The organism is Massilia sp. Root418 (assembly GCF_001425265.1).
Lineage (GTDB): Bacteria > Pseudomonadota > Gammaproteobacteria > Burkholderiales > Burkholderiaceae_D > Rugamonas.
Genome location: NZ_LMEC01000001.1, coordinates 170539 through 193689 on the forward strand (window position 1 = coordinate 170539; position 23151 = coordinate 193689).

The 23151-nt window shown below is 68.5% G+C and carries 15 protein-coding genes; 7 read left to right on the forward strand and 8 right to left on the reverse strand.

Features of this window, described 5'->3' with window-relative positions:
• The first annotated feature begins 23 nt into the window (after positions 1-23).
• The 5 genes from tagH to tagF are packed head-to-tail and all read left to right on the forward strand — an operon-like array spanning position 24 to position 8681.
• Positions 24-1580, forward strand: coding sequence for a type VI secretion system-associated FHA domain protein TagH (tagH, locus tag ASC94_RS00680; protein ID WP_162251377.1), 1557 nt, complete (start codon positions 24-26; stop codon positions 1578-1580).
• Positions 1581-1600: 20 nt separating this feature from the next.
• Positions 1601-2932, forward strand: a complete 1332-nt coding sequence (tssK, locus tag ASC94_RS00685; protein WP_056389286.1) for a type VI secretion system baseplate subunit TssK — start codon at positions 1601-1603, stop codon at positions 2930-2932.
• 6 nt (positions 2933-2938) lie between these two features.
• The gene (icmH, locus tag ASC94_RS00690) at positions 2939-4405 is read left to right on the forward strand and encodes a type IVB secretion system protein IcmH/DotU (protein ID WP_056389289.1); all 1467 of its coding nucleotides are present in this window, start codon (positions 2939-2941) and stop codon (positions 4403-4405) included.
• The gene (gene tssM, locus ASC94_RS00695) at positions 4402-7998 is read left to right on the forward strand and encodes a type VI secretion system membrane subunit TssM (protein WP_056389292.1); all 3597 of its coding nucleotides are present in this window, start codon (positions 4402-4404) and stop codon (positions 7996-7998) included. The genes icmH and tssM overlap by 4 nt, the downstream gene beginning before the upstream one ends.
• The gene (gene tagF / locus ASC94_RS00700; protein ID WP_056389295.1) at positions 7998-8681 is read left to right on the forward strand and encodes a type VI secretion system-associated protein TagF; all 684 of its coding nucleotides are present in this window, start codon (positions 7998-8000) and stop codon (positions 8679-8681) included. The genes tssM and tagF overlap by 1 nt, the downstream gene beginning before the upstream one ends.
• Before the next feature lie 61 nt (positions 8682-8742).
• On the opposite strand, the gene ASC94_RS00705 is transcribed toward tagF, so the two are convergent.
• Positions 8743-9624 carry a PP2C family serine/threonine-protein phosphatase gene (locus ASC94_RS00705; RefSeq protein WP_056389298.1) on the reverse strand — a complete coding sequence of 294 codons (882 nt, stop codon included), beginning with the start codon at positions 9622-9624 and terminating at the stop codon, positions 8743-8745.
• Between the two features lie 128 nt (positions 9625-9752).
• Between ASC94_RS00705 and ASC94_RS00710 the strand changes: the two genes are divergently transcribed.
• Both ASC94_RS00710 and ASC94_RS00715 read left to right on the forward strand, forming a co-directional pair.
• The gene (locus tag ASC94_RS00710) at positions 9753-12485 is read left to right on the forward strand and encodes a cache domain-containing protein (RefSeq protein ID WP_056389301.1); all 2733 of its coding nucleotides are present in this window, start codon (positions 9753-9755) and stop codon (positions 12483-12485) included.
• Positions 12475-14001 carry an FAD-binding oxidoreductase gene (locus tag ASC94_RS00715; RefSeq protein WP_229417121.1) on the forward strand — a complete coding sequence of 509 codons (1527 nt, stop codon included), beginning with the start codon at positions 12475-12477 and terminating at the stop codon, positions 13999-14001. Before ASC94_RS00710 ends, ASC94_RS00715 begins: the two co-directional genes overlap by 11 nt.
• A gap of 51 nt (positions 14002-14052) precedes the next feature.
• Here ASC94_RS00715 and ASC94_RS00720 read toward each other — a convergent pair whose 3' ends face one another.
• From ASC94_RS00720 to ASC94_RS00750, 7 genes are all read right to left on the reverse strand, one after another.
• Entirely contained in the window at positions 14053-14748 is a 696-nt protein-coding gene (locus tag ASC94_RS00720; protein WP_056389307.1) for a hypothetical protein, read from the reverse strand.
• Positions 14745-15773 carry an ABC transporter substrate-binding protein gene (locus ASC94_RS00725; RefSeq protein WP_056389310.1) on the reverse strand — a complete coding sequence of 343 codons (1029 nt, stop codon included), beginning with the start codon at positions 15771-15773 and terminating at the stop codon, positions 14745-14747. The genes ASC94_RS00720 and ASC94_RS00725 overlap by 4 nt, the downstream gene beginning before the upstream one ends.
• The gene (locus ASC94_RS00730) at positions 15770-17860 is read right to left on the reverse strand and encodes an MFS transporter (RefSeq protein ID WP_056389313.1); all 2091 of its coding nucleotides are present in this window, start codon (positions 17858-17860) and stop codon (positions 15770-15772) included. The genes ASC94_RS00725 and ASC94_RS00730 overlap by 4 nt, the downstream gene beginning before the upstream one ends.
• Positions 17857-18540: a hypothetical protein gene (locus tag ASC94_RS00735; protein ID WP_056389315.1), complete on the reverse strand. Its 684-nt coding sequence runs from the start codon at positions 18538-18540 to the stop codon at positions 17857-17859. Before ASC94_RS00735 ends, ASC94_RS00730 begins: the two co-directional genes overlap by 4 nt.
• Positions 18541-18639: 99 nt before the next feature.
• Positions 18640-19554, reverse strand: coding sequence for a lipase secretion chaperone (locus ASC94_RS00740; RefSeq protein ID WP_056389318.1), 915 nt, complete (start codon positions 19552-19554; stop codon positions 18640-18642).
• A 9-nt stretch (positions 19555-19563) separates the two neighbouring features.
• A complete protein-coding gene (locus ASC94_RS00745) occupies positions 19564-20478 on the reverse strand; it encodes a triacylglycerol lipase (RefSeq protein WP_056389321.1) in 915 nt (304 codons plus the stop codon).
• Between the two features lie 208 nt (positions 20479-20686).
• Positions 20687-23026, reverse strand: coding sequence for a penicillin-binding protein 1A (locus ASC94_RS00750; RefSeq protein ID WP_056389324.1), 2340 nt, complete (start codon positions 23024-23026; stop codon positions 20687-20689).
• Positions 23027-23151 lie beyond the last annotated feature (125 nt).

Consider the following 23151-nt stretch of genomic DNA (forward strand, 5'->3'; position numbering starts at 1 on the left):
GAAAACAAGCTCCGGCTGTGCCCGTGGAGCGCCGCTTCGACCAATTGGGCGGCACCATCGGCCGCGCCGCCGGCAACGACCTGGAGCTGCCCGATCCGGGCAAGTACATCTCGCGCAACCACAGCAAGATCGATTTCGCCGGCGGCCAGTTCACGCTGATGGACCTGGGCGCGAACCCGAGCTGGATCAACGACCGGCCGGTAGGCGCGGGCAAGAGCGCGGTGCTGGAGGATGGCGACCGGCTGCTCATCGGCGACTATGTGCTGGAGGTGGTGGTGGGCGAGGGCGCGTCGGCGCCGGTCCCCGTGTTCCAGCCGGAGACCTCGGACGCCTTGCCGTTCCAGGCGCAGCCTGCGGCGGCGCCCTCACCGTATGAGGGCAAGTCCTTCGACGAGATGCGCGACACGCTGGCCGGCGTGAAGATACTGGAGCTGAGCGGCGGGCATGACCCGCTGGCCGCGCCGTCGGTCAACGACCCGCTCGGCCTGAACATGCTCAACGACGCCAACGCGGCCCACGCTGCGCCGCCGGTGGCCTTCCGTGGCTCGGAACCGGACCACGCGCCGCCGCAGTGGATGCCAATGCAGCCGCAGCCGCAGCGCGGCGGGGATGCCTACCTGGCCAAGCCGCAGCATGCTGCGCAGCCGTGGCCCGCCGCGGGAGACGATGCGCGATACGACGCGGGATACGGCGCAGGAAACGGCGCAGGATACGGCGCGCAGGGCTCGCCGTCGCCGTATGCGCCCGAGCCGACCGTGCTGACGGCGCGCGCCGCGCCTTCTCCTGTTTCCGCGCCCGCGCCATCCCCGCCGGCCATGCTGATCCCGGATGACTACGACCCGCTGGCTGATTTTCTGCCGCCGCGCGCCGTGCCGCCACCCATGCCGCCTGCGGTGCAGCCGATCCTGCAGCCCGCCTTGCAGCCCGCAGCTGGCGCCGCCGCCTACCCGCCGCCGCAGCAAGCCTATGCCGGCGCGGCGGGCTCTGGCCAGGGCGGCGAGGAAGTGATGCAGGCGCTGCTGCGCGGCCTGGGCCTGTCCGGCCTGCGCACCAGCAGGCCGCCCGCCGAGACGGCCGAACTGGTCGGCGCCATGCTGCGCGAGGCGACTTCCGGCACCATGGCCGTGCTGATGGCGCGCGCCATGACCAAGCGCGAAAGCCGCCTTGAAATGACGGTGCTCGGCGCGCAAGCCAACAATCCGCTGAAGTTCTTCCCGGACGCTGAAAGCGCGCTGTCGCAGATGCTGACCAACGCCATGTCCGGCTACATGCCGCCGGTGAAGTCCATCGGCAGCGCCTTCGAGGACTTGAAAGCCCACGAGCTGGCCGTGATCGCCGGCATGCGCGCCGCGCTGGACGGCGTGCTGGCGCGCTTCAACCCGGCGCTGATCGAGGCCAAAGAACCGGAAGGGGTGATGGACAAGATGATGGCCACCGCCCGCAAGGCCCGCATGTGGGACCGCATGGTGGAGCTGTACGACGATATCCTGCGCGAAGCCGACGACGATTTCCAGCACCTGTTCGGTGAAAAATTCTCCGCCGCCTATGAAGACCAGATCGGCCGGCTGCACCGCAAATAATCCCTATCAAGTGAGACACCATGGCGTGGAACCGTAAAGTCATCTGGTCTGAAGGCATGCTGCTGCAACCGCAGCACCTGCAGCAGCACGACCGTTATCTGCAAACCCAGCTGGAGAGCCGCGTTGCCAAGCTGCGGCCTTATTCGTGGGGCTTTTCCTCGCTGAAGATCGACGAGCAGCAGCTCGCGCTGGGCAAGCTGGCCATCATGTCGTGCAGCGCCGTGCTGCCAGACGGCACGCCGTTCAACCTGCCGGCGGACGACGACCTGCCGCTGCCGCTGGACATTCCGGAAGACGCCCGCAATGTGCTGATCGTGCTCGCGCTGCCGCTGCGCCGCCCCGGCATTGCGGAAACCGGCGACAGCCCGGCGCCCGACAATTTTGCGCGCCACGGCACCGTTGACCATGAAGCCTGGGACAGCAACGGCATCGACAACAGCGCGCTGATGCAGGTGGGGCGTTTGCGCCTGCGCCTGGCGCTGGAATCGGACGTGGCCAATGCCTACGCCTGCATCGGCGTGGCGCGCGTGATCGAGCGGCGGCCGGACAACCGCGTGGTGCTGGACCCGGAATACTGCCCGCCATGCCTGGACTTCCGCGTTGCGCAGCGCCTCGGCGGCTTTGCCGACGAAGTGGTGGGCCTGCTGCACCAGCGCGGCGACGCACTGGGCAACCGCCTGTCCCAGCCTGGCGCGGCCGGCGCGGCCGAGATTGCGGACTTCCTGCTGCTGCAGCTGGTGAACCGCGCTGAGCCGCTGTTCGCGCACCTGGCCAACATGACCGGCTTGCACCCGGAAGCGTACTACCGCGAGGCCGTGCAGCTGGCCGGCGAGCTGGCCACCTTCAGCCCGAACAACAAGCGCGCCATCCAGTACCCGGTGTACCGCCACGAGCAGCTGCGGGAAACATTCCTGCCCGTGATGGAGGACTTGCGCCAGTCGCTGTCCATGGTAATGGACACGCACGCCGTGCCGATTCCGCTGGAGGAGCGCCAGTTCGGCATCCGCGTGGCAGTGATGCGCGATCCGGAACTGGTCAAGTCGGCGACCTTTGTGCTGGTGGTGAACGCGCACATGCCGCCCGAGACGGTGCGCAACAGCTTCCCGCGCCAGGTGAAAATCGGCTCGGTCGAAAAGATCCGCGACCTGGTGAACCTGCAGCTGCCCGGCATTGCGCTGCGGCCGCTGCCGGTAGCGCCGCGCCAGTTGCCCTTCCACGCCGGCTACACCTATTTTGAGCTCGACAAGGGCAGCGAATACTGGCAGCAGCTGGCCACCTCGGCCGGATTCGCGATGCACGTGGCGGGCGAATTTCCCGGCCTGCAAATGGAGTTCTGGGCCATCCGGAAGTAAGCCAAGATGAGCCTGGAAGATTTGCCCGACTCGGACCGTACCATCCTGGTCCCCAAGCCCGGTGGACGGCGCGGCGCGCCCGCGCCTGTGCCGGGCCTGGGCGGCGCTGCTGCAGACGGCGCGGCACCGGAGGCGGCCGCTGGTGCCGGTGCCGGTGCCGGTGTCGCTGCGGGCGTGGCCGGCGCTACGTTCCCGGGCCTGGGCAGCGCGGCTGGCGCGGCCGTCGCTGGCGATACCGCCGGCGCCGCCGCGTTTGCGCGCGCCGCCACCGGCCATACCAATTACGACGCCACGCTGGCGCCGCTGACGGCCGGTCCGCGCGCGCACCTGAACGGCGTCAATCCCCTGGTGGGCGCCGCCAATGCCTTGCTCGACCTGGTGGTCCCGCTGCGCATCATGGCCACCCACCCCAGTGTGGAAGGGCTGCGCAGCCAGCTGGTCGCCGCCATCAAGAAGTTCGAGCAGGATGCCAAGGCCGCAGGCTGCGCGCAGGAAGCCATTGCCGTGGCGCGCTACTCGCTGTGCACCTTCCTCGACGAGACCATCTCCAGCACCCCATGGGGCGGCAGCGGCGTGTGGGCCAGCCGCAGCCTGCTGGTGGCCTTCCACAACGAAGCCTTCGGCGGCGAGAAGTTCTTCCTCATCCTGCAAAAGCTCAGCCAGCAGCCGCGCGCCAACCTGCACGTGCTGGAGCTGATGTATCTGTGCCTGGCGCTGGGCCTGGAAGGCCGCTACCGCGTGATGGACGGCGGCCGCGTCCAGCTCGACCTGCTGCGCGAACGGCTGCAGCAGCTGATCCAGAAGGAACGCGGCCCCTTCGAGCCGGACTTGTCGCTGCGCTGGAAAGGCTCGAATGAAAAGCGCCCCGGCCTGCTGCGCCTGATCCCCGTGTGGGTGATCGCAGCCGTCGCCGGGCTGGTCCTGCTGTGCATCCACCTGGGCTTCAGCTTCCTGCTCAACCGCGGATCGGACCCTGTGTACGCGGCCTTGCAGCGCATCCGCCTGGTGGCACCGGCACCGCCCGCGCCGCCCATGGCCAATCCGCCGGTGCGGGTGGCGCGGTTCCTGGCGCCTGAAATTGAACGCGGCCTGGTGAGCGTGACGGAAACGCCGGACCGTTCTACCATCGTGCTGCACGGCGACGGGGTGTTCAAGTCCGGCAGCGCCGAGGTGCAGCCGTCCTACGACGGCCTGCTGCAGCGCATCGGCGAGGCGCTCAAGCCGGTGCCGGGCAAGGTCATCGTCGTCGGCCATACGGACGACGTGCCCGGCGGCTCGGCGCGCTACCCGTCCAACTGGGCGCTGTCGAAGGGACGCGCCGCCACCGTGGTGGACCTGCTGGCGAAGCAGGCCGGCCCCGCCGCGCGCTACAGCGTGGAAGGGCGCGGCGAGACCGAGCCACTGGTGCCGAACGACAGCGCCGCCAACCGCGCGCGCAACCGCCGCGTGGTGATTATCGTGTTGACCCCATGATCAAACGCTTCTTCAACTGGCTCATCAAGCCGCCCGTGCTGGCATTCTTCGGCGTGCTGCTGCTGTCGCTGATCTTCTGGTTCGAGGCGCCGCTGCTGGCCTTCGACGGCAAGGAGCCGTTCGCCTCCAGCGCGGTGCGCTGGTTCTTTATCGGGCTGCTGTTCCTGGCCTGGGCCGCTTACTTCGGCGGCAAACTGCTGCGCGCCCGGCTGGCGGAGCGGCGCCTGATGAAAAGCGTGGCGGGCGACCCGGCCGCCGCGCCGGCCTTGGCGCCGGGCCAGAAGGAGAGTGCCGCCGAGATGGCGGTGCTGGCCAAGCGCCTGCAGGACGCCATGGCGGTGCTGCGCAAATCGAAGACCGGCGGCGCTTTCGGCGCTGGCCTGTACCAGCTGCCGTGGTATATGTTCGTGGGCGCGCCCGGCAGCGGCAAGACCACCGCCCTGGTGCACTCGGGCTTGAAATTCCCCCTGTCCGACACGCATGGCAAGGGCGCCATCGGCGGCGTGGGCGGCACCCGCAACTGCGACTGGTGGTTCACCGACGAAGCGGTGCTGCTTGATACGGCGGGCCGCTACACCACGCAGGACAGCTATACCGAGGTGGACCAGGCCGCGTGGAAGGGCTTTTTGCAGCTGCTGCGCAGGCACCGCCGCCGCCGCCCCATCAACGGCGTCATTGTCGCGCTCAGCGTGGCGGACCTGCTGCAGCAGGGCGAGGGCCAGCGCCGCGTGCAGGCACTGGCGATCCGCGCGCGCATCAAGGAACTGCACGAGGAGCTGGGCATCCGCTTCCCGGTGTATGTCATCGTCACCAAGTGCGACCTGCTGGCCGGCTTCGTCGAGTTCTTCGACAACCTGGGCCGCGAGGAGCGCACCCAGGTCTGGGGCGTGACCTTCCCGCTGGCCTCGGCGGAGCAGGCCGACGCTGGCCTGAAGGCCTTCCCGGCCGAATTCGACGCCTTGCAGACGCAATTGCAGGCGCGCCTGTTCGAGCGCATGCAGCAGGAGCGCGATATCCAGCGCCGCGCGCTGATGTACAACTTCCCGCAGCAATTCGCCGCCATCGGCGACGTGCTGGAGTCCTTCCTCACCGACGTCTTCGAAGCGACCTCCTATGAAGAGGCGGCGCTGGTGCGCGGCGTGTATTTCACCAGCGGCACCCAGGAAGGCAGTCCGATCGACCGCGTGATGTCGACCTTGGCCGCCAGCTTCGGCCTGGACCGCAAAGTGTTGCCGGCGAACGCGTTCGGCGGCCGCAGCTATTTCATCACCCGGCTGCTGCGCGAGGTGGTGTTCCGGGAAAGCGAACTGGCCGGCGCCAACCTGCGCCTGGAGCGCAACCGGCGCTGGCTGCAGTGGGGGGCCTACGCGCTGACCGCCGCCGTGCTGGTGCTGGTGACGGCGGGCCTGCTGGCCAGCTATGTGCGCAACCAGAGCTATGTGAACGACGTGGCCGCGCGCACCGCGGAAATCGACAGGCTGGCGCGCGCCTTGCCGAAAGACCCGTCGCCGGTGGCCGCGCTGCCGTTGCTGAACGCGCTGCGCGACATCCCCGGCGGCTACCGCAGCCAGGGGCAGGAAGTGCCGTTCCTGATGGGGCTTGGCCTGTACCAGGGCGGCAAGCTGGGCGAGGGCGCGCAGGGCGCTTACCAGCGCGTGCTGCGCGAGGCGCTGCTGCCGCGCATCCTGGAGCAGATGGAAACCCAGCTGCGGCGCGGCACCGCCAACAATCCCGAATACCTGTATGAACTGCTGCGCGTCTACATCATGCTGGGCGAGCGCAAGCACCTGGACCCGGAAGCGGTGCGCGCCTGGCTGGACTACGACTGGAGCCGCAATCTGCAGGACGCCAACGAGCTTCAGCGGCAGGACCTGTCGCAGCATGTGGCGGCCATGCTGGCGCCATCCAGCCAGGCCGAGGCGCCGCCGCAGCTGGACCGTGCGCTGATAGCGAAAGTGCGTCTCAGCCTGGCCCGGATGCCGATGGGCGAGCGGGTCTACACCCGCTTGAAGCGCAGCCTGGCCAGCGCCGGCGTGCCGGAATTCGACGTAACGGCGGCAGCGGGGCGCGACGCGGCCGTGGTGCTGGCGCGCCAGAGCGGCCTGCCGCTCACGCGCGGCATCGCCGGCCCATTCACGCTGGCCGGCTACAAGAAGTTCACCGAACAGATAGACGGCGCGATCGCCGACGTGGTGAAGGACAGCTGGGTGCTGGACCAGCGCGAGGCGGTGGACAGCGTGGAAAGCGCTGCGCAGATGAAGGCGGCCGTGCAGCAGATGTATTTCGACGAGTACATCCGCCTGTGGGACGGCCTGCTGGCCGATGTGACGCTGGTGCCTTTCACCACCCTGGACCAGGCGGCGCGCGTGATCAACATCGTGTCCAGCCAGGAGTCGCCGCTGCGCAAATTCCTGCAGGCGGCCGCCAGGCAGACCCGGCTCGATAAGCTGAAGACCGCCAGGTCCGGCGTGGATGCGGCCAGCGACACCGTCAAGCAGCTCAGCGACGCGGCCAAGCGGCGCCTGGAGTCCGCCCTTGGCGACGGCACGCAGGACGTGCTGCCGGCCGACGTGCGGCCCGTGAATCCGGTCGATGTCCATTTCGCGCCGCTGCACAAGATGGTGGACGCCGGCGCACTGCCGGGCGCACCGTCTGGCGCACCGTCTGGCGCACCGTCGGGTCCTTCCGGGCTGGATGGCGTGCTGCTCAAGCTCAGGGACGTTGCGCTCTACCTGGACGCGGCCAGCGCCGCGCGCGCGGCCGGCCAGCCCGCACCGCCTGCCGATGCGCTGGCCAAGCTGAAACGCGAAGCCGACAGCCTGCCCGCCCCGCTGGGCGCCCTGGTGCGCAATGTGGACACCGCCGGTTCCGGCCTTACGCTGGGCACCGAGCGGGACCGGCTGGACGCGCTGTGGAAAACCGGCCCCGCGCTGTTCTGCCGCGCCGCCATTGCCGGCCGCTATCCGGTGGTGCGCAAGGCGGCGCAGGAAGCCACGCCGGACGACTTCGGCCGCTTCTTCGGTCCCGGCGGCCTGGCCGACGAATTCTTCCAGAAGCACCTTGCCAATTACGTGGACACCAGCGGCGCCCACTGGCGCTGGCGCGTGGTGAACAATATGGACCTCGGCATGGAGCAGGAGGTGCTGAACCAGTTCCAGCGCGCCGCGCAGATCCGCGACAAGTTCTTCGCCAACGGCGGCAAGCAGGCCTCCGTGCGCTTCGACCTGAAGCCGCTGGCGGCCGACGCGGCACTGACCAGGGTGGTGCTGGACGTGGACGGCCAGCAGCTGGCTTTCGCTCCCAAGACAGCGCAGGGCGCCGCCAGCTTCCAGCTCCCGAGCGGCAAAGGTGTGAATGCGGTCCGCTTCGACGTGGCGCCCGCCGGCACGGTGGAGCTGCGCACCGAGGGCGCGTGGGCCTGGTTCCGCATGCTGGACAAAGGCATGCTGGAGCCTTCCGCGCAAGGCGAACGCTATAAGCTCACGTTCGACCTGGAAGGCCGCAAGATCATGTACGAACTGACCGCCAACAGCGTGAACAATCCGTTCAAGCGGGATGGCATGGAGCAGTTCCGCTGCCTGGAGTCGCTCTGATGGACGAACCGGAACTGGCGCCCGGCTTCTTCGGCAAGGTGAGCACCCACGGCGATTTCGTGGCGCGCCGCTTGCCGCCGCCCATGCTGGGCGTGTGGGATGCGTGGCTGCAGGCATCCATGCAAGGCAGCCGCGAGGCGCTCGGGCCGCGCTGGCTGCAGACCTACCTCACCAGTCCGATCTGGCGCTTTGCGCTGGCGCCCGGCGTATGTGATGGCAATGCCTGGGCCGGCGTGCTGATGCCCAGCGTGGACCGCGTGGGACGGCATTTCCCCCTTACGCTGGCGGCCGGCGCGCCGGGCGGCGGCGGCCTGCTGGACTGGGTGGCGAACGGCAAGCCCTGGTTCGACCAGCTGGAGGCGCTGGCCCTGTCGTCGCTGGACGAGCGTTTCCAGCTTGATCCTTTCGACGGGGTGCTGCAGGCCATGCCGCCGCTGAGCGATGCGCCACTGGCCGGGCGGCTGGGCGGCGCGGGCTGCCGGCTGCCGCTGGCGTCGCTGGAGGCAGTGGGGACGCAAGTGCCGGCGCTGGCGGCAGCGGCGCTGCGCGGCCAGAGCGTCTGGTGGACCGATGGTTCGGCGGAAGTGGAGCCTAGCCTGCTGTTGTGCAGGGGCTTGCCGGCGCCTGCGGCGTTCGCGGGAATGCTGGCCGGGACGTGGGGGCAGACTGGCTGGGGCGCGTGAACCGCGGCGGGTTACGCGCGGGCGCTAACCCGCGCTACGGACCTCGAATACTGCTGGGTGGTCAGGCGTCCTTGCAGCGGACGATGACGGCGGTGATGTTGTCCCGGCTGCCGTCGCGTTTTGCCATGGCCACCAGCTCGGCGCAGCACTCGCCCAGGTTGTCGTCGCGCACCCGCGCCAGCACAGCGGCGATGGCTTCCGGCGGCGAGTTGCCGTACATGCCGTCGCTGCACAGCAGATAGACGTCGCCCGGCGAGACGGCCTGCGTTTGCAGGTCCGGTTTGATCAGCGGCGCCGGTCCGAGCGCCTGCAGCAGCAGGTTGCGTGCCGGGAGTGGTTCCGGCATGCCCGCTTCCAGCGCCTGCTGGTACAGGGTCTGGTCGCGCGTGAGCTGCGTCAGGCGGCCCTGCCGGAAGCAGTACAGGCGGCTGTCGCCGATGTGGAAGATGAACACCGGCCCGTCCTGCGCCACCTGCCACATGCCGGTCAGCGTAGTACCCATGCCGGCGCCGTCGGCCTGGTCGTTGGCGATGTTGGTCTGGTACATGCGCTCGTTGGCGAATTCCACCGCGTCGTGCAGCGTGATCATGGCGCGCATGGTGGCGTCGGTCCAGGTGGCATCGGGGTCGGCCTGCACCGGATCGAAGGCGCTTGGATGGAAGGCGGGGATGGTGGCGTCGCTGGCCTCGCCCGGCGCGGCTTGCTGGTTGCCGTGCGCGGCGCGGATAAAGCTGTGCAGCAGGTTGATGGCGTCGGCGCTGGCGATTTCGCCCGCCTCGTGGCCGCCCATGCCGTCGGCCACGGCCACCAGGCCGATGTCCGGGGCGATGAAGAAATTATCCTGGTTGGACTCGCGCACTGTACCGACATCGGTCAGGCCATAAGCCAGCCCCAGGTCCAGGCGGTGCAGCGCCGACGGTGATAATTGCTTCCAGTTGCCCAAGATGTCTCCTGTGTTTGAAATTGTCGCGGGGGCTTTGCCACAAAGCCCACAAAGCCTACAGGCGCATGCTAGCATGCGCAATGCGCTCTATGGCGCGAGCATATAAAAAATGAATGGCGGGATGAGGCATGGACGAAAGCGAACAGCGCGGTCAGCGCGACGGAGCAGGGGATGCGCCGGCGGAAGCCGGCAATACCGTGAGCGCGGCAGACCCTGGCCGCAACGCCGCCGCTGAAGCGCGCGCCGCCATCCTGGCGCGCCGCGTGGCGGCGCTGGAGGCGGTGGTCGCAGTCGAGCGGCGCATGCGCGACGTGCATGAGATGACTGCCCGCGCTGCGAGCGACCAGCTGGCCGCGCGCGACGGCCAGGCCGACATCACCGTGCCGCGTCCGCACGGCGCCCATCACGCCTACGATGACGATGCCACCATCCCGGTGCCGCATTACCGCCCGGACGGCACGCGCGAGCCGTCGCGCCGCGACGCCACGCATGCCCAGCATGCGCAGACCATGCAGCCCGCGCAGCCAGGCCAGCCTGCACAGCATAGCGCGCACACCGCGCCGACCACGCCCACCGCACCGGCCACGCTCACGCTGGGCCGTTCGGAGCCGCGCTCGCAGCCGGTGCGCTCGCAGCTGCCTGCCTTGCCCGCCACGCCGAACCGCTCCATTGGCCCCGGCATCTCCACGCCGCTGGCGCTGGCGCCTGGCTTCGAGCTGTTCGAGTACCGCATCGACGCGGTGCTGGGCCAGGGCGGCTTCGGCATCACCTACCTGGCCACGGACGTGAACCTGAACGTGCGCGTGGCCATCAAGGAGTACCTGCCCGCCGATTTCGCCACCCGCGCCAGCGACCGCTCGGTCTCGCCGCGCTGGCCGGAGGACAACGAGTTCTATCTGAACGGCCTGGAATGCTTCCTGATCGAGGCGCGCACGCTGGCGACCTTCCGGCATTCCAACATCGTGCGCGTGGCGCGCTTCTTCGAAGCGCACCGCACCGCCTACATGGTGCTGGAATACGAGCGCGGCCAGCCGCTCAAGCAGTGGTGGGAAAAGCACCAGGACATGGGCGAGCAGCAGTTGCTGTCGCTGGTGCAGCCGCTGCTGGATGGCCTGTCGCTGGTGCACGAAGCGGGCTATCTGCACCGCGACATCAAGCCGGACAACATCTACGTGCGCAAGGAAGACGGCAGCTGGGTGCTGCTGGACTTCGGCGCAGCGCGCCAGACCGTGGGCGGCATGCAGGCCATGGCGGACGTGGTCACGCCGGGCTACGCGCCGCTGGAGCAGTACCAGGGCGGCGAGCAGGGACCGTGGACCGACATCTATGCCATCGGCGCCACGCTGTACTGGATGATCGCGGGGGCCAAGCCGGCGCCTGCGCCGGAGCGCCAGAGCGGCGTGGCCGAGTTCATTCCGGCGCTGCAGGCCGGGCAAGGCCGCTACAGCGAGGAATTCCTGGCTGCGGTGGACTGGGCGCTGGCGGTGGACCCGAAACAGCGGCCGCAAGGCATCCAGGAATTCTCGCAAAGCCTGTTCGCTTCGCACGCCGGCAGCCTGGGCCTGCAGGAAGCGCTGCGCGTGGGCGAGCAGGAAGGCCAGCGCCGCCTGAAGAAGGGCGTGCGCAAGCTGGGCAAGGTGATCTGGCGCCCGGCATCGTGGCCGCTGGTGGTGAAGATGACCATCGCCATGATGCTGGCCGCGCTGCTGCCGATGACGATCACCGCCTACTATAACCTGAACGGCTCGGTGGCCGCCGTCTCGGCCAGCGAGCTGCGCAACCTGGAGAGCCTGGCGCAAGCCACCGCAGGCCGCATCTCGCAGCTGATACTGGACAGCCGCTACCAGGCCGGCTACCTGGCCACCGACACGGCCTTCATCGACTACCTGCGCGCGCCCAGCGAGGCGAAGCGGGAAGTGGTGAGCGCCAAGCTGGCCAACCTGATCAAGACCAACCCGGATGCGCACCTGATCTTCCTGATGGACCGCGAAGGCACGGCGCTGGTGTCCAGCGAGCCCGGCGTGGCCGGCGTGAACTTCAAGTTCCGCGAATACTTCCAGGAGGCGATGAAAGGCCATCCCTTCATGACCGGCGTGATCATCGGCTCCACCGCCGGCAAGCCCGGCGTGTACTACGCCAACCCGGTGTTCGACGAGGCGAAGAAGGTCATCGGCGTGGTGGTCATGCGCATCAAGGGCGGCACCATCTCGGCCATCCTGGACGATGCCGGCGCGGGCGGTAAGCGCGTGCCCTTCATGATAGACGGCGACGGCATCCTTGTGCACCATCCGGACCAGAACCAGCTGTACCGCAGCCTGGCCCCGCTGCCCAAGGCCACGCTGGGCCGCATCATCGCGGACCAGCGTTTCCGCCGCCACCGCATTGAAAGCGTGGACATGCCGGAACTGGCCAAGGTGCTGATCGGCGCCACGGCCGCCGGCAATATCAGCTTTCACTCGACGCTGTCCGGGCTGGATGAACATGCCGGCTACGCGCCGGTGAAAGGCCACAACTGGGTGGTGGGCGTGACCGAGTCGCGCGCGCGCTTCGAGGAGCCGCTGCATCGCCTGTTCGTCAATGTGCTGTACAGCGTGGCTGCGGTGGGCCTGGTGTTCTTGGTCCTGGCGGTGCTGTTCGCGCGCACCATCACGCGCCCCGTGGTGCGGCTGACCGAGGCCGCCAATGCGCTCAAGGACGGCGACTACGACCGCGCCAGCATCAAGGTGACCAGCACCGATGAGATCGGCCGCCTGGCGCGTACCTTCAACGTGATGATAGACGTGCTGCGCCAGCGCGAGCGGGAAAAGCAGCGGGGAAAATTAGGACATCAACCAAAAGGAGCACAACAGGATGACGAGTAATCGCGATGACATGGTAAGCGGCCGGCGCCGCTTCTTGCAGGTGGGCGCCGCCGGCGCGGCCGGCGCTGCGGCGCTGGCGCTGGCGCCTTCGGCCGTACTGGCCAAGCCTGCGTTGAAGCTGGGGCCGCACAACCTGCGCGCGCTGGCGCGCGATTTCGATGGCCGCCTGATCCTGCCTGGCCAGGAAGGCTACGCGCTGGCGGCCTGGCCGAACAACGCGCGCTACGCCGGCGTGCTGCCGCAGGCCGTTGCCATGTGCGCCAACCAGAAGGATGTGCAGCGCTGCATCCGCTGGGCCGGCGACAGCGGCATGCCGTTCGCGATCCGCTCCGGCGGCCATAACTACGCCGGTTTCTCCACCACCCCGGGCTTGCTGATCGACGTGAAGGCCATGAACAGCGTGACGGTGGACCTGAAGAACGAGACTGCCTGGGTGCAGGGCGGCGCCAACAATAACGACGTGGCAGCCGTGCTGCGCAACTACCCCTTCGCGATTCCCTCCGGGCGCTGCCCGACCGTGGGCACCAGCGGCCTGGTACTGGGCGGCGGCTGGGGCTTCGCCGCCACGCACGACGGCCTGACCTGCGACAGCCTGCTGGGCACTGAACTGGTGCTGGCCAGCAGCGAGGCGCGCAGCATCAATGCGAACAGCCACAAGGAACTGTTCTGGGCCGTGCGCGGCGGCGGCGGCGGCAATTTCGGCGTGCATACCGGCTTCACCTTCCAGCTGCACAAGGTGGGCAAGGTGACCACCTTCAATCTGAGCTGGGCGCCGGGCAAGCAGATCGAGCTGCTGCGCGCACTGCAGGCGCTGCAGTTGGCCTACCCGACCATGATCTCAACGCGCAGCAAGGCGCTGCCGTCGGCAGCCGGTCCGAGGCCTGCGCGCGACACGCTGTACGTGCAGACGCTGGGACAGTTCTGGGGCGGCGAAAAGGAATTGCGCGAGATGCTGGCGCCGCTGTACGCGATCGCCGTGCCGCAGACGGCCGACATCTACGAGGTGGACTACTGGCGCGGCCGCGACTACCTGCTGACCGACGATCCGAACGGCCTGTACGACATCCGCTGCAGCTTTGTGCACAAGGAGCTGAGCGAGGCGGCGCTGGACAATATGCTGAACTGGATGACGCAATGGCCGGGCGGCTCGGTGCTGCAGGAGAACATGGGCATCCTGTTCGCGATCGGCGGCCAGGTGAAGGCGGTGCGCAGCGACGCCACCGCTTACGTGCACCGCGATTCCAATTTCATCTTCGAGATGGAGGCGTCGTGGGGCCCGATCGACACCCCGGAGACGGTGCAAAGGCAGCGCGCCTGGCTGAAGGACTACTACAACGACATGCAGCGCTACCTGCAGCCCGAGTCCTACGTCAATTTCCCGAACCGGGACCTGAAGAACTGGGCCCAGGCCTATTATGGCAAGAACCTGGAGCAGCTGTCGGCTGTCAAGCGCCATGTGGACCCGGGCAACCTGTTCCGCTTCGAGCAGAGTATTCCGCTGGCTCCCAAGCGTTAAGCCCGAGCCTTAAGCCCTGAGCCTTATGCCCCGAGCCTTACGCGTCGAGCCTTAAGCCCCTGGCGCCAGGCCGTACTCCACGTACCATTGCTCGTGCTGGTCCTGCCAGCAGTGGAAGCCTTGCAGGCCATCGGCCAGAGCGCGCCGGTGGCCCTCATGGTCGCCGTGCGCCACGCGGCGCGCGGTGCGCCATTCCTGGGTTGGCAGCAGCAAATCGCGCTGCACCAGCAGGCGCGGCAAGCCGCCATAGACGATGGCGTAGCCGCATACGCTAAAACCTTCCAGCAGCAGGCCGCGCAGGCTGCGCATGTTTTCCGGCGCCACCGTGGCTGCCGCCAGCGTGCGTCCCAGCTCGCGCCCCAGCGCCACCCGTTCCGCGATGGCGGCGCAATGCAGGCGCCGCCCGCGCCATTCCGGCAGTGAGGCCGCGCCATCCAGCACGCACAGGCGGGCACGCCCGTCCGCGCCGGCGCCCAGCAGCTGTGCCATGTGGTCCACCGCGGGCGAGTCCATGCCCAGCACGCCGTATGCCACCAGCTCGCCGTCCGCGTGGCAGCACAGGATGCGGCCCTGCGCCGCTGCGTGGCGCTCGAAGTGGCCTAGTTCGTCGGGGCGCACCATACCCTGCGGCGCGTGGGCCAGCACCTCGCGGTGCAACCGGTGCACCTGCGCCGCTTCGGCCGCGCGCATCAGGCGCCAGCTGAATGCCGGTTCCGCCAGGCAGTGGCTGGGTGAGGCTTCGATCATTTCAACAGCTCCGCGTAGTTGAGTACCTTGAGCGGCGGGTACAGGCCGAGTTCCGCCGCTACCGGCATGTTGACGAGGTAGGAAAAGCGCGCCAGCGTTTCAATCGGGATGGCGGCCGGCGCCAGATGCTGGCGCAGGATCTGCTGCGCTTTATGCGCGGTGAGCCGGCCCACGCTTTCGTAGCCGGACACCAGGCCGAACAAGGCTTGGCCCTCGCGCAAGGCGATCTCGGTGGCTGAGAAGGCGGGCAGGCGCACCGCCAGCGCGGCTGCGGTGAGTGCCTTGCGGTTGGCGGCCAGGAAACTGTCCGGGCCGATGTACAGCAACTGCGCCTGCTGCTGCGCCAGTTCGGCCACCATGGCCGGCAGCGCGGCCGCCAGCGGCTGGCCCTTGGCATCCAGCGGTACCGGGCGCTCCAGCAGCTGGAAGCGCTCGCTGGCCGCCACGGCGCGCAGGTCTTTTACGTTTTGTACAGAGTTGGGCTCGGCCGGATTGTAGATGATGGCCAGGCGCTCGAAGCGGCGGTAGGCGCGGATGGCGCTGAGCTGCTGGGCCGGCGGCACCACGTGGCAGGCACCGGTGAGGTTACGGCCGGAGGACGCCAGCGACTTGACCAGGCCCGAACCCTGCGGCGAGGCCACCATGGTGAACACCACCGGGATATCGGTCACGTGGCGGGCCGGGTCCACTGCGCCTTCCTTGCCGGCCACCGCCAGCGTTACCGGCGTGCCCCAGGTGTAGATCAGGTCCGCCTTCAGTGCGCGCGCTTCGGCAATCAGCTGCGGCACCTTGCCGACGTCCAGCGCCACGTCGCGCACGATGAGCTCCACCGGCATGCCGTTGACGGCGAAGTAGTCGCGGAAGCCTTTTTCGACGGCGGTCTCGCCGCGGAACAGGATCATGTAGATGCGCGGCGGCCGTGCGGGACCCGCAGCAGCTGGCGCGGACTTTTCCGCCAGCGCGTTTGTCAGGGCGCCGCCCAGGGCCAGGGCGGCTGCTGCGCGGCAGATGGTGCGCCGCTTCATGCCACCGCCTTCGGCGCGTCCGGATTCGGTCCGCCGGTCCGTGTTCCGGCCGCCGCGAACACTACGGCGAACAGCAGCGAGGCCGCCAGCGCGAACCCGCCCAGCATGGCCATGGCCTGTGCAGCACCGTAGCGGGCCGCCAGCATGCCGGCGGCGATCGGACCGGCCGCCGCGCCCAGGCGCTCCAGCAAGCGGAACAGGCCGACGATGGGACCGGTGCCCGCGTCGCGCGCTTCCTCGCGCGTGACCCGCGCCACCAGCACCAGCTGGGCAGAAATGCTCATCGACTGCCCCACGCCCAGCGCACCGATGCCCAGCAAGACCAATTCGCCGCTGGCGCCCCAGCCCGCCGGCAGCAGGCCCAGGCCGGTCAGCAGGCCGCCCGCCGCAACCAGCGGGGCATAGGCGTGGTAGCGGTCCGCCAGGTGCGCGAACAGCGGTGCCAGCGCCAGGCAGCTCAGGCCGTACAGCATGGTGTAGCGGCCGATCTCGGACTTGGACAAGCCCAGGCCGGACAGCAGCAACGGCACCAGGAAAATCAGGAAGCCGGAATACAGGAATTTGGCGGGCACGCCGGACAGGATGGACAGCGCCAGGAAGCGCTTGTTACGCGCCAGCCGCGCCAGCAGCGGTTCGCGGGGAACGGCCGCTGCCGCTGCTCCTGTTCCTGCTGCTGTTGGGCCGGCCGGCGGCACGGGTTGCGCGGCGGCCGGCACGCTTCCGCTGGGCGGGCCTTTGCGCAACACCGCCGTCGCGATGACGGCCGCCAGAAGGGCGACGCCGGCGCCCACCAGGAACACCGCCCGGTAGCCCACGCGGTCGGCCAGGATGCCGCCCACGGCCGGGGCGCAAATTTCCGCCACCATGATGGCGCCGACAAACAGCGCCATGCCCTTGCCGCGGTTGCTGCTGTCGGTGTTGTCGAACACATAGCCCTGGCAGGCCATGAACATAATTGCGTAGCCTATGCCGGTAAAGGCGCGCGCGGCCACCAGCGCGTAATACTGCGGCACCAGTCCGGTGAGCGCCAGGCCCGCCATGACCGTGAGCGCGCCTGCGACGTAGCTGCTGCGCCTGCCCAGCCGGTCCGACCAGCGTCCCGCGAAGGGCATCGCCAGCGCCACGCCCAGCAGGAAGGAGGTCACCGGCAGGCTGGCTTGCAGCGCGCGGGCCACGGCGCCGGACGGCAGCGACGCGGCATACACGGGCAGGAAAGGGCGGGACAGCATTTCGGCGAACATGAACAGAAAACTGAGCACGCGCACCAGCACGATGCGCGGCTGCTGCGCAGCATCTGCGCCATCCGCACTGCCGAAGCGGTAGCTGTGGCGCAGGCGCTGGAGCAGCGGTTCTGCGAGCGCCGCTTTGCGCGGGCTCGCTATGCGCAGGGCTGCGGCGCCGTGCACCAGCTCCGCGAACACCTGGTTGATACGCTCGCTGAGGGCATGCAGGCGCGCTGCGATGCCGGCGCCTTCCTGTGGCGCGGCGCGCTGGCGGAAGTCGCCCGCCGCCATGCTGGTCATGAGCGCGAGGATCTGGCGCATCGGCGCGGTGAAGGTCAGCGTCACCACGAACCACAGGATTTCAAAGGCGATCAGCAGGCTGGTAATGAGCACAATGGCGATGTCGTAGCGCAGCTCGCGCACGCGCGCGGCGATGTAGCTCCGGTCAACGCCGACGTGCAGCTGGCCTACTGCCCGGCCCTGGTGCAGCAGCGGCAGGGCCGTGTCGAGGAAGTGCTCCGGCGCGCCGCCTTCGGCCTGGGCGCTGCCGTACAACACTGCGCCGCTGTTGTCGGTAATGCGCAGATACGCCAGGTCCCGGTTTTGTTTCAGCACGTCGCCAAAGTATTCGGCCACGCCTTCCAGGCGTTGCAGCGGTATGCCATGCTCCAAGGCCCGCGCCAGCTGCGCCGACAGCGCCATGCCGGTGGTCTGCGCCTTGCGGCCGAATTCCGGCAGCAGGGCGCGCTCGGACAGCGACCAGGCATACAGCGACAGCGCCAGCTGCACCGTTAGCAGCAGCGCCAGCACGAACACGAACAGGCGCCGCACCGGCCGCGTGTACAGGCGGTCCTCCAGGGTCACAGCTTTTCTCCCGCCACGTCCTTGCAGGTGATGGCGCGCTGCGCCTGCTCCAGTTCGCGCAGGGCGCGGTGCGCGCTGTGCGCGGCCTGTTCGGCCAGGGCCGCAGCGTGGCGGTCGGGCCGGGCCACGGGCGGCGCGCTGGCGTCCAGCGCATGTTCCATGCTGCCCAGCGTGCGGCCGATACGGCGCACCCATAGCCGCGTGCCGAGCACCGCCAGCAGCGTGGACAGGGCGGCAGCGGCCAGCCCCGCCAGCAGCAGCTGGCGCGCGAAGCCGGCGACGAATTGTTCGTGCCCGTGCCGCGAGTAGTGCAGTTCGATGGCGCCGACCGTGACCCCGAGGTTGTTGGACAGCGGCGCGCCGACGGCGACGCTGTTGCGCTCCGCCGGGCGGCCGGTGCTGAAGGCGGGGCGGCCCTGCGCGTCCTTGATGACGATGGCGACAATGTCCGGGTCTTGCCGCGCCTCGAAGTCGATGGCGGCCTGCGCGTTGCCAAGGCCGCGCACCGGCAGCCCCAGGTCCAGCCCTGTTTCCAGGTTCTGGCGCAGCACGTTGACGGTGAAGCGCAGGCGGGACTGTTCCAGCTCGCCCAGTGTGCGGTCAAGCTTGCCCACATTGAGGAACACCGTCAGCCCGATGGCGAGCGCCGAAATCAGCACGATGGGCGCGGTAATGGTCATGCTGAGTCGAGACATCGCCATGCGTAAACACCCGGATAGCCTTGCTAATGAACTGGCAAGAGTGTAGCACTGTTGAGCTGGCTCAATATGGCTTTTTGGCTACTCGTAGGCGCCCAGGCGGCGCTGTTCCTCGGGCGTGAAATAGGCATCGCGCAGGGCTTGGCTGGCCGGCTCCGCGCCCGGCTTGCGCGAGGCGGCCTGGTACTGCGCGATGCGGCGCTTCCAGTCCGCTTCCTCGCGGTCCACCTCGGCCAGGCGCGAAGCCGCCTCCGGCGACAGCGCGGCCGCGCGCAGGCGGTAGACCTCATTGTCGCCGACGCCTTGCGCGCGCAGCTGCTGCACCGATTCCTCCAGCCGCAGCACCCGCGTGGGCGCGGCGCGCTGTTCGCGCATGGCAGGCGGCAGGCGGCCGTCCAGTGCCGCCATGCGCGCCTCGCGCTCGGCCGCGCTCAGGCTGCGGTCGGCCGCCAGTTCCAGGCGGGCGATGGTGTCGGCAGCCTGCGCATCGGCGCTGCCGAACAGGCCCGCGCTCTGCGCGGGCGTGAAGTACTGCGGCCGCAGCTGCTGCATGGCGGCCAGGCGGGCGCGCGCGCCGCCCGCCATGTCCGCGCTTTTCGGCAGCCGGCTTTCCACGTCGGCCAGCGCGCGCTTGTAGGCCAGATAGCTGGCCAGCAGGCGCTTGGCCTCGGCGGCCGGAGCGGGCCGCAGGCGGCGCTCCAGTTCCCGTTCGATCTCGCTGCGTACCGCAGGCAGGTCTTTCTCGCCCAGGCTGGCCAGGTAGTAATCGAACAGGTAGCCCAGCTCTTCATCCACCTGCAGCCGTTCGGCGCTGTCGGCCTTGACCGCGCCGTCCGGCGTGGTGCCCTCCATGGAGCGCACGAACGCAAAATAGTCGGGCCGGCGCGGCGGTGCCGGCTCCGCATTTTCGCGCGGGGGCAGGGCCAGGTGCAGCGCGCCCAGCGCCACCGCGATCGCCGCTGCTGCGGTCCCCAGTCGTGGCAATTTGGCGTTCATGGCGGCTCCTTACAGGCCCAGGCCTTGCAGCCGGTTGGCGTGCTGCCGGAACAGGGTCACCGGGTTGGTTTCAAACAGGTTGGTGATGCCGATCAGCTGGTTCACCTCGTCCAGGTGGTTGAGCGCGTAGTCGTCCCGGATAACCCGGCCCAGGCGGCTGGAGCAGCTGCTGACCAGACCATCGTTCTTGGCGCCGTTGAACACCAGGCCTGTGACGGCCAGGAAGGGATCGGCCGCGTCGAAGGCGTTGGTCCAGGGCTGGGCGCCGCTCCACGAAAAGTACTGCACCCCGTTCACCTGGTAGGCGCCTTCACCGCAGGCCGTGGTGGGCACGCCCTGTGGATGGCGCGCGTTGAAGGCCAGCGTGCCGGCAGTGCTGAGCGAATCGGCGGCGGCGCGTGCGCTTTGCGGCAGGGTGGGGCTGCCGGACAGGAGGCTGATCAGGCCGGATAGCGCGTTCGCCAGGTCGTAGGTCACATCGGGCACGGCGCCGATCAGCACATCGGCCACCTTGGAGCCCTTGTTCACGCCGCCCACGCTGGAGACCGAGGCCACCAGGTCGGGACGCACGGAGGCCACGTAGCGCGAGGTGGGGCCCCCGTGGCTATGGCCGATCAGGTTCACCTTGGCGGCGCCGGTGGCCGCCAGGATCTGCTTCACCTGCAGCAGCAGCTGCTCGCCGCGCACCTCGGTGCTGTTGGCGGCCGACACGGACGTGACGTAGACCTTGGCGCCGCCGCTGCTCAAGCCGGAGGCGATACCGTAGAAGTAGTCGACCGGCCCCAGGCTGTCGAAGCCGAACAGGCCGTGCACCAGCACGATGGGGTATTTGGTCTGGGTGTAGCCTTGCGCCCAGGAGGGGGCGGGCAGGGCCATGAGGGTAACCAGGAACAGGGCGAGCGATTGCCAGATGCGTTTTTTCATTGTGTCTCCGATGCGTTGTTTTATGTGGCCGGAAATGTAAAACCGGGCCTGGGCCCGGTTCAAAATGTAGCATCGGAGCGGCGCGCGCGCGCCGCGTGGCTCGCCAGGCCATGCGCTTGGCTTGCGGGACTGGCGCAATGTTGTATTTTGCGCCAGCGGCTGCGTTATCAGCGCTGCCGGCCCGGCTGACCCACTGGCCCTACTGGCCCTACTGGCCCTGCTGCAGCGTGGGCTGGACGTTGGTGGCGCCCGGCTCCGAGGGCGGCGCGGCCGGCGGTGTGTCCAGGTCGATGGTGCGGACCCGGGGATCGCTGGCGTATTCGGCGTACATCCAGGAACCGTCTTCGGCCTGCACCACGCCTTCCGGCACCGGACGTTCACGTGGCGGCGCCTTCTGCAGCGCCACGCGCATGTAGTCGATCCAGATCGGCATCGCGAGGGTGGCGCCGAATTCGCGCCCGCCCAGCGATTTCGGATCGTCGTAGCCCATCCAGGCCACGCCGACCACGCCGCCGCCGTAGCCGGCGAACCAGCCGTCCACCGCGTCGCTGGTGGTGCCGGTCTTGCCGGCCAAATCGGCGCGGCCCAGGCGTGCGCCGGCCTGCGCGCCGGTGCCGCTGCGTACCACCTCGCGCAGCATGGAGTCGGTGATAAAGACGTTGCGCGGGTCGAGCACCCGGTTGCCTTCCTGCGCCGCTGGCTGCGGCTTGGTCTCGGAAAGCACCTTGCCGTTGCCGTCCACGATGCGGGCGATCAGGTAGGGCTGCACCTGGTACCCGCCGTTGGCGAACACCGAGTAGGCGCCCGCCAGCTGCTGCGGCGTAACCGCGCCGGTGCCCAGGGTCATGGTGAGATTCTGCGGATGCCTGGCCGGGGTGAAGCCGAATTTCTCCAGGAAGCCGTGCGCGTACGGCACGCCTACCGCGCGCAGCAGGCGCACCGAAGTCACGTTCTTCGATTTGGCCAGGGACACGTGCATGGAGATCGGGCCATCGTAGACGTTGTCGTCGTTCTGCGGATCCCAGCCGCCGCTGTCGCCGCCGGTTTCGGACAGCTTCACGTCGTTGATCAGGGTGCCGGGGTAATAGCCCTTTTCCAGCGCGGCCGAATACACGAAGGGCTTGATCGAGGAGCCGGGCTGGCGCCATGCCTGCGTGACGTGGTTGAACTGGTGCAGGTTGAAGTCGAAGCCGCCCACCATGGCGTGGTAGGCGCCGGTGGCGGAATCCATCGACACGAACGCCGCCGCCACCTGCGGCACCTGGGTGATGGACCAGCGCTTCTTGTCGCCCTGGGAGACGCGGATGATGGCGCCGGGGCGCAGCTTGAGGCCGGACTTGGCGCTCTCCGCCAGCCCGGGCGCGGCCAGTTTCAGGCCTTCGCCGGTGATCTCGATTTCTTCGCCGTCGATGGTTTCCACGCTGACGCTCTTTGGCGATGCCGACAGCACCACGGCGGGAATCAGCCGGTCGCTGCTGCGGCGCTTCTGCAGCGCTTCATCGATGGCGTCCTCGCGCTCTTCCGCATCGGACGGCAGGTCGATGAAGGCTTCCGGGCCGCGGTAGCCGTGGCGCTGGTCGTAGTTCAGCACATTGCGGCGCACCGATTCATAGGCCGTTTCCTGGTCCGCTTTCAGGATGGTGGTGTAGACGCTGATGCCGCGCGAGTACGATTCCTCCTTGTACTGCTCGAACACCGCCTGCCGCGCCAGTTCGGCCACGTATTCGGCGTGCACGTCGAATTCCTGGCCCTTGGTGCTGACGTGCAGATTCTCCTTCAACGCCTGCTGGTACTGGGCTTCGGTGATGTAGTCCAGGTCGCGCATGCTCTTCAGCACCAGGTGCTGGCGCAGGCGCGCGCGCTTGGGATTGGTCACCGGGTTGTGGCGCGCGGGATTTTGCGGCAAGCCGGCCAGCATGGCCATTTCCGCAATCGACAGCTCCTTCAGCGGCTTGCTGAAGTAGGCCTGCGCGGCGCTGGCGAAGCCGTAGGAGCGCTGGCCCAGGTAGATCTGGTTCAGGTACAGCTCCAGGATCTGGTCCTTGCTGAGCGCTGCTTCGATCTTATAGGCGAGCATCACCTCCGTCATCTTGCGGGCTGGCGTCTTGTCGCGCGTGAGGTAGAAGTTGCGCGCCACCTGCATGGTGATGGTGGAGCCGCCCTGGCGGAAGCTGCCGCGCAGGTTGGACTTGACCGCGCCCAGCGCGCGTATCCAGTCGATGCCGCCGTGGTTGTAGAAGCGCTTGTCCTCGATGGCGAGGATGGCTTTCTTCATCAGCTCCGGCACATCCTTGATGGCGACGAAGTCCCGGTGTTCTTCGCCGAATTCGCCGATCAGCGCGTTGTCCGCCGTGTAGATGCGCAGCGGGATCTTGGGGCGGTAGTCGGTGATGGCGTCCAGCGGCGGCAGGTTGGGCGCGACCACCACCAGCATGTAGCCCGCCAGCAGGGCGGCGCCCACGGCGGCGCTGATGCCGCCTATGGTCACGGCGCGGATGGCGTTACGGCGATTCAGCCACTTCGGCAAGGCAGGAGAATTAGCAGTCAAAACAGATACTCATGGTGGCGCAGGGTCTGCGGATGCGGGCAATTATAGTCCAACAGACAAGCCGCCCCGTGTGCACTGGATTGTACTTATGCTACTCTTGCCGCTTGTTAAACTTCGAGGGAATG

What these genes read in the sequence shown, in the direction of transcription:
- tssK (WP_056389286.1), top strand. Translation starts at nt 1,601, where the DNA reads ATGGCGTGGAACCGTAAAGTCATCTGGTCTGAAGGCATGCTGCTGCAA.
- icmH (WP_056389289.1), top strand. Translation starts at nt 2,939, where the DNA reads ATGAGCCTGGAAGATTTGCCCGACTCGGACCGTACCATCCTGGTCCCC.
- tssM (WP_056389292.1), top strand. Translation starts at nt 4,402, where the DNA reads ATGATCAAACGCTTCTTCAACTGGCTCATCAAGCCGCCCGTGCTGGCA.
- tagF (WP_056389295.1), top strand. Translation starts at nt 7,998, where the DNA reads ATGGACGAACCGGAACTGGCGCCCGGCTTCTTCGGCAAGGTGAGCACC.
- ASC94_RS00710 (WP_056389301.1), top strand. Translation starts at nt 9,753, where the DNA reads ATGGACGAAAGCGAACAGCGCGGTCAGCGCGACGGAGCAGGGGATGCG.
- ASC94_RS00715 (WP_229417121.1), top strand. Translation starts at nt 12,475, where the DNA reads ATGACGAGTAATCGCGATGACATGGTAAGCGGCCGGCGCCGCTTCTTG.
- ASC94_RS00720 (WP_056389307.1), bottom strand. Translation starts at nt 14,748, where the DNA reads ATGATCGAAGCCTCACCCAGCCACTGCCTGGCGGAACCGGCATTCAGC.
- ASC94_RS00725 (WP_056389310.1), bottom strand. Translation starts at nt 15,773, where the DNA reads ATGAAGCGGCGCACCATCTGCCGCGCAGCAGCCGCCCTGGCCCTGGGC.
- ASC94_RS00735 (WP_056389315.1), bottom strand. Translation starts at nt 18,540, where the DNA reads ATGACCATTACCGCGCCCATCGTGCTGATTTCGGCGCTCGCCATCGGG.
- ASC94_RS00740 (WP_056389318.1), bottom strand. Translation starts at nt 19,554, where the DNA reads ATGAACGCCAAATTGCCACGACTGGGGACCGCAGCAGCGGCGATCGCG.
- ASC94_RS00745 (WP_056389321.1), bottom strand. Translation starts at nt 20,478, where the DNA reads ATGAAAAAACGCATCTGGCAATCGCTCGCCCTGTTCCTGGTTACCCTC.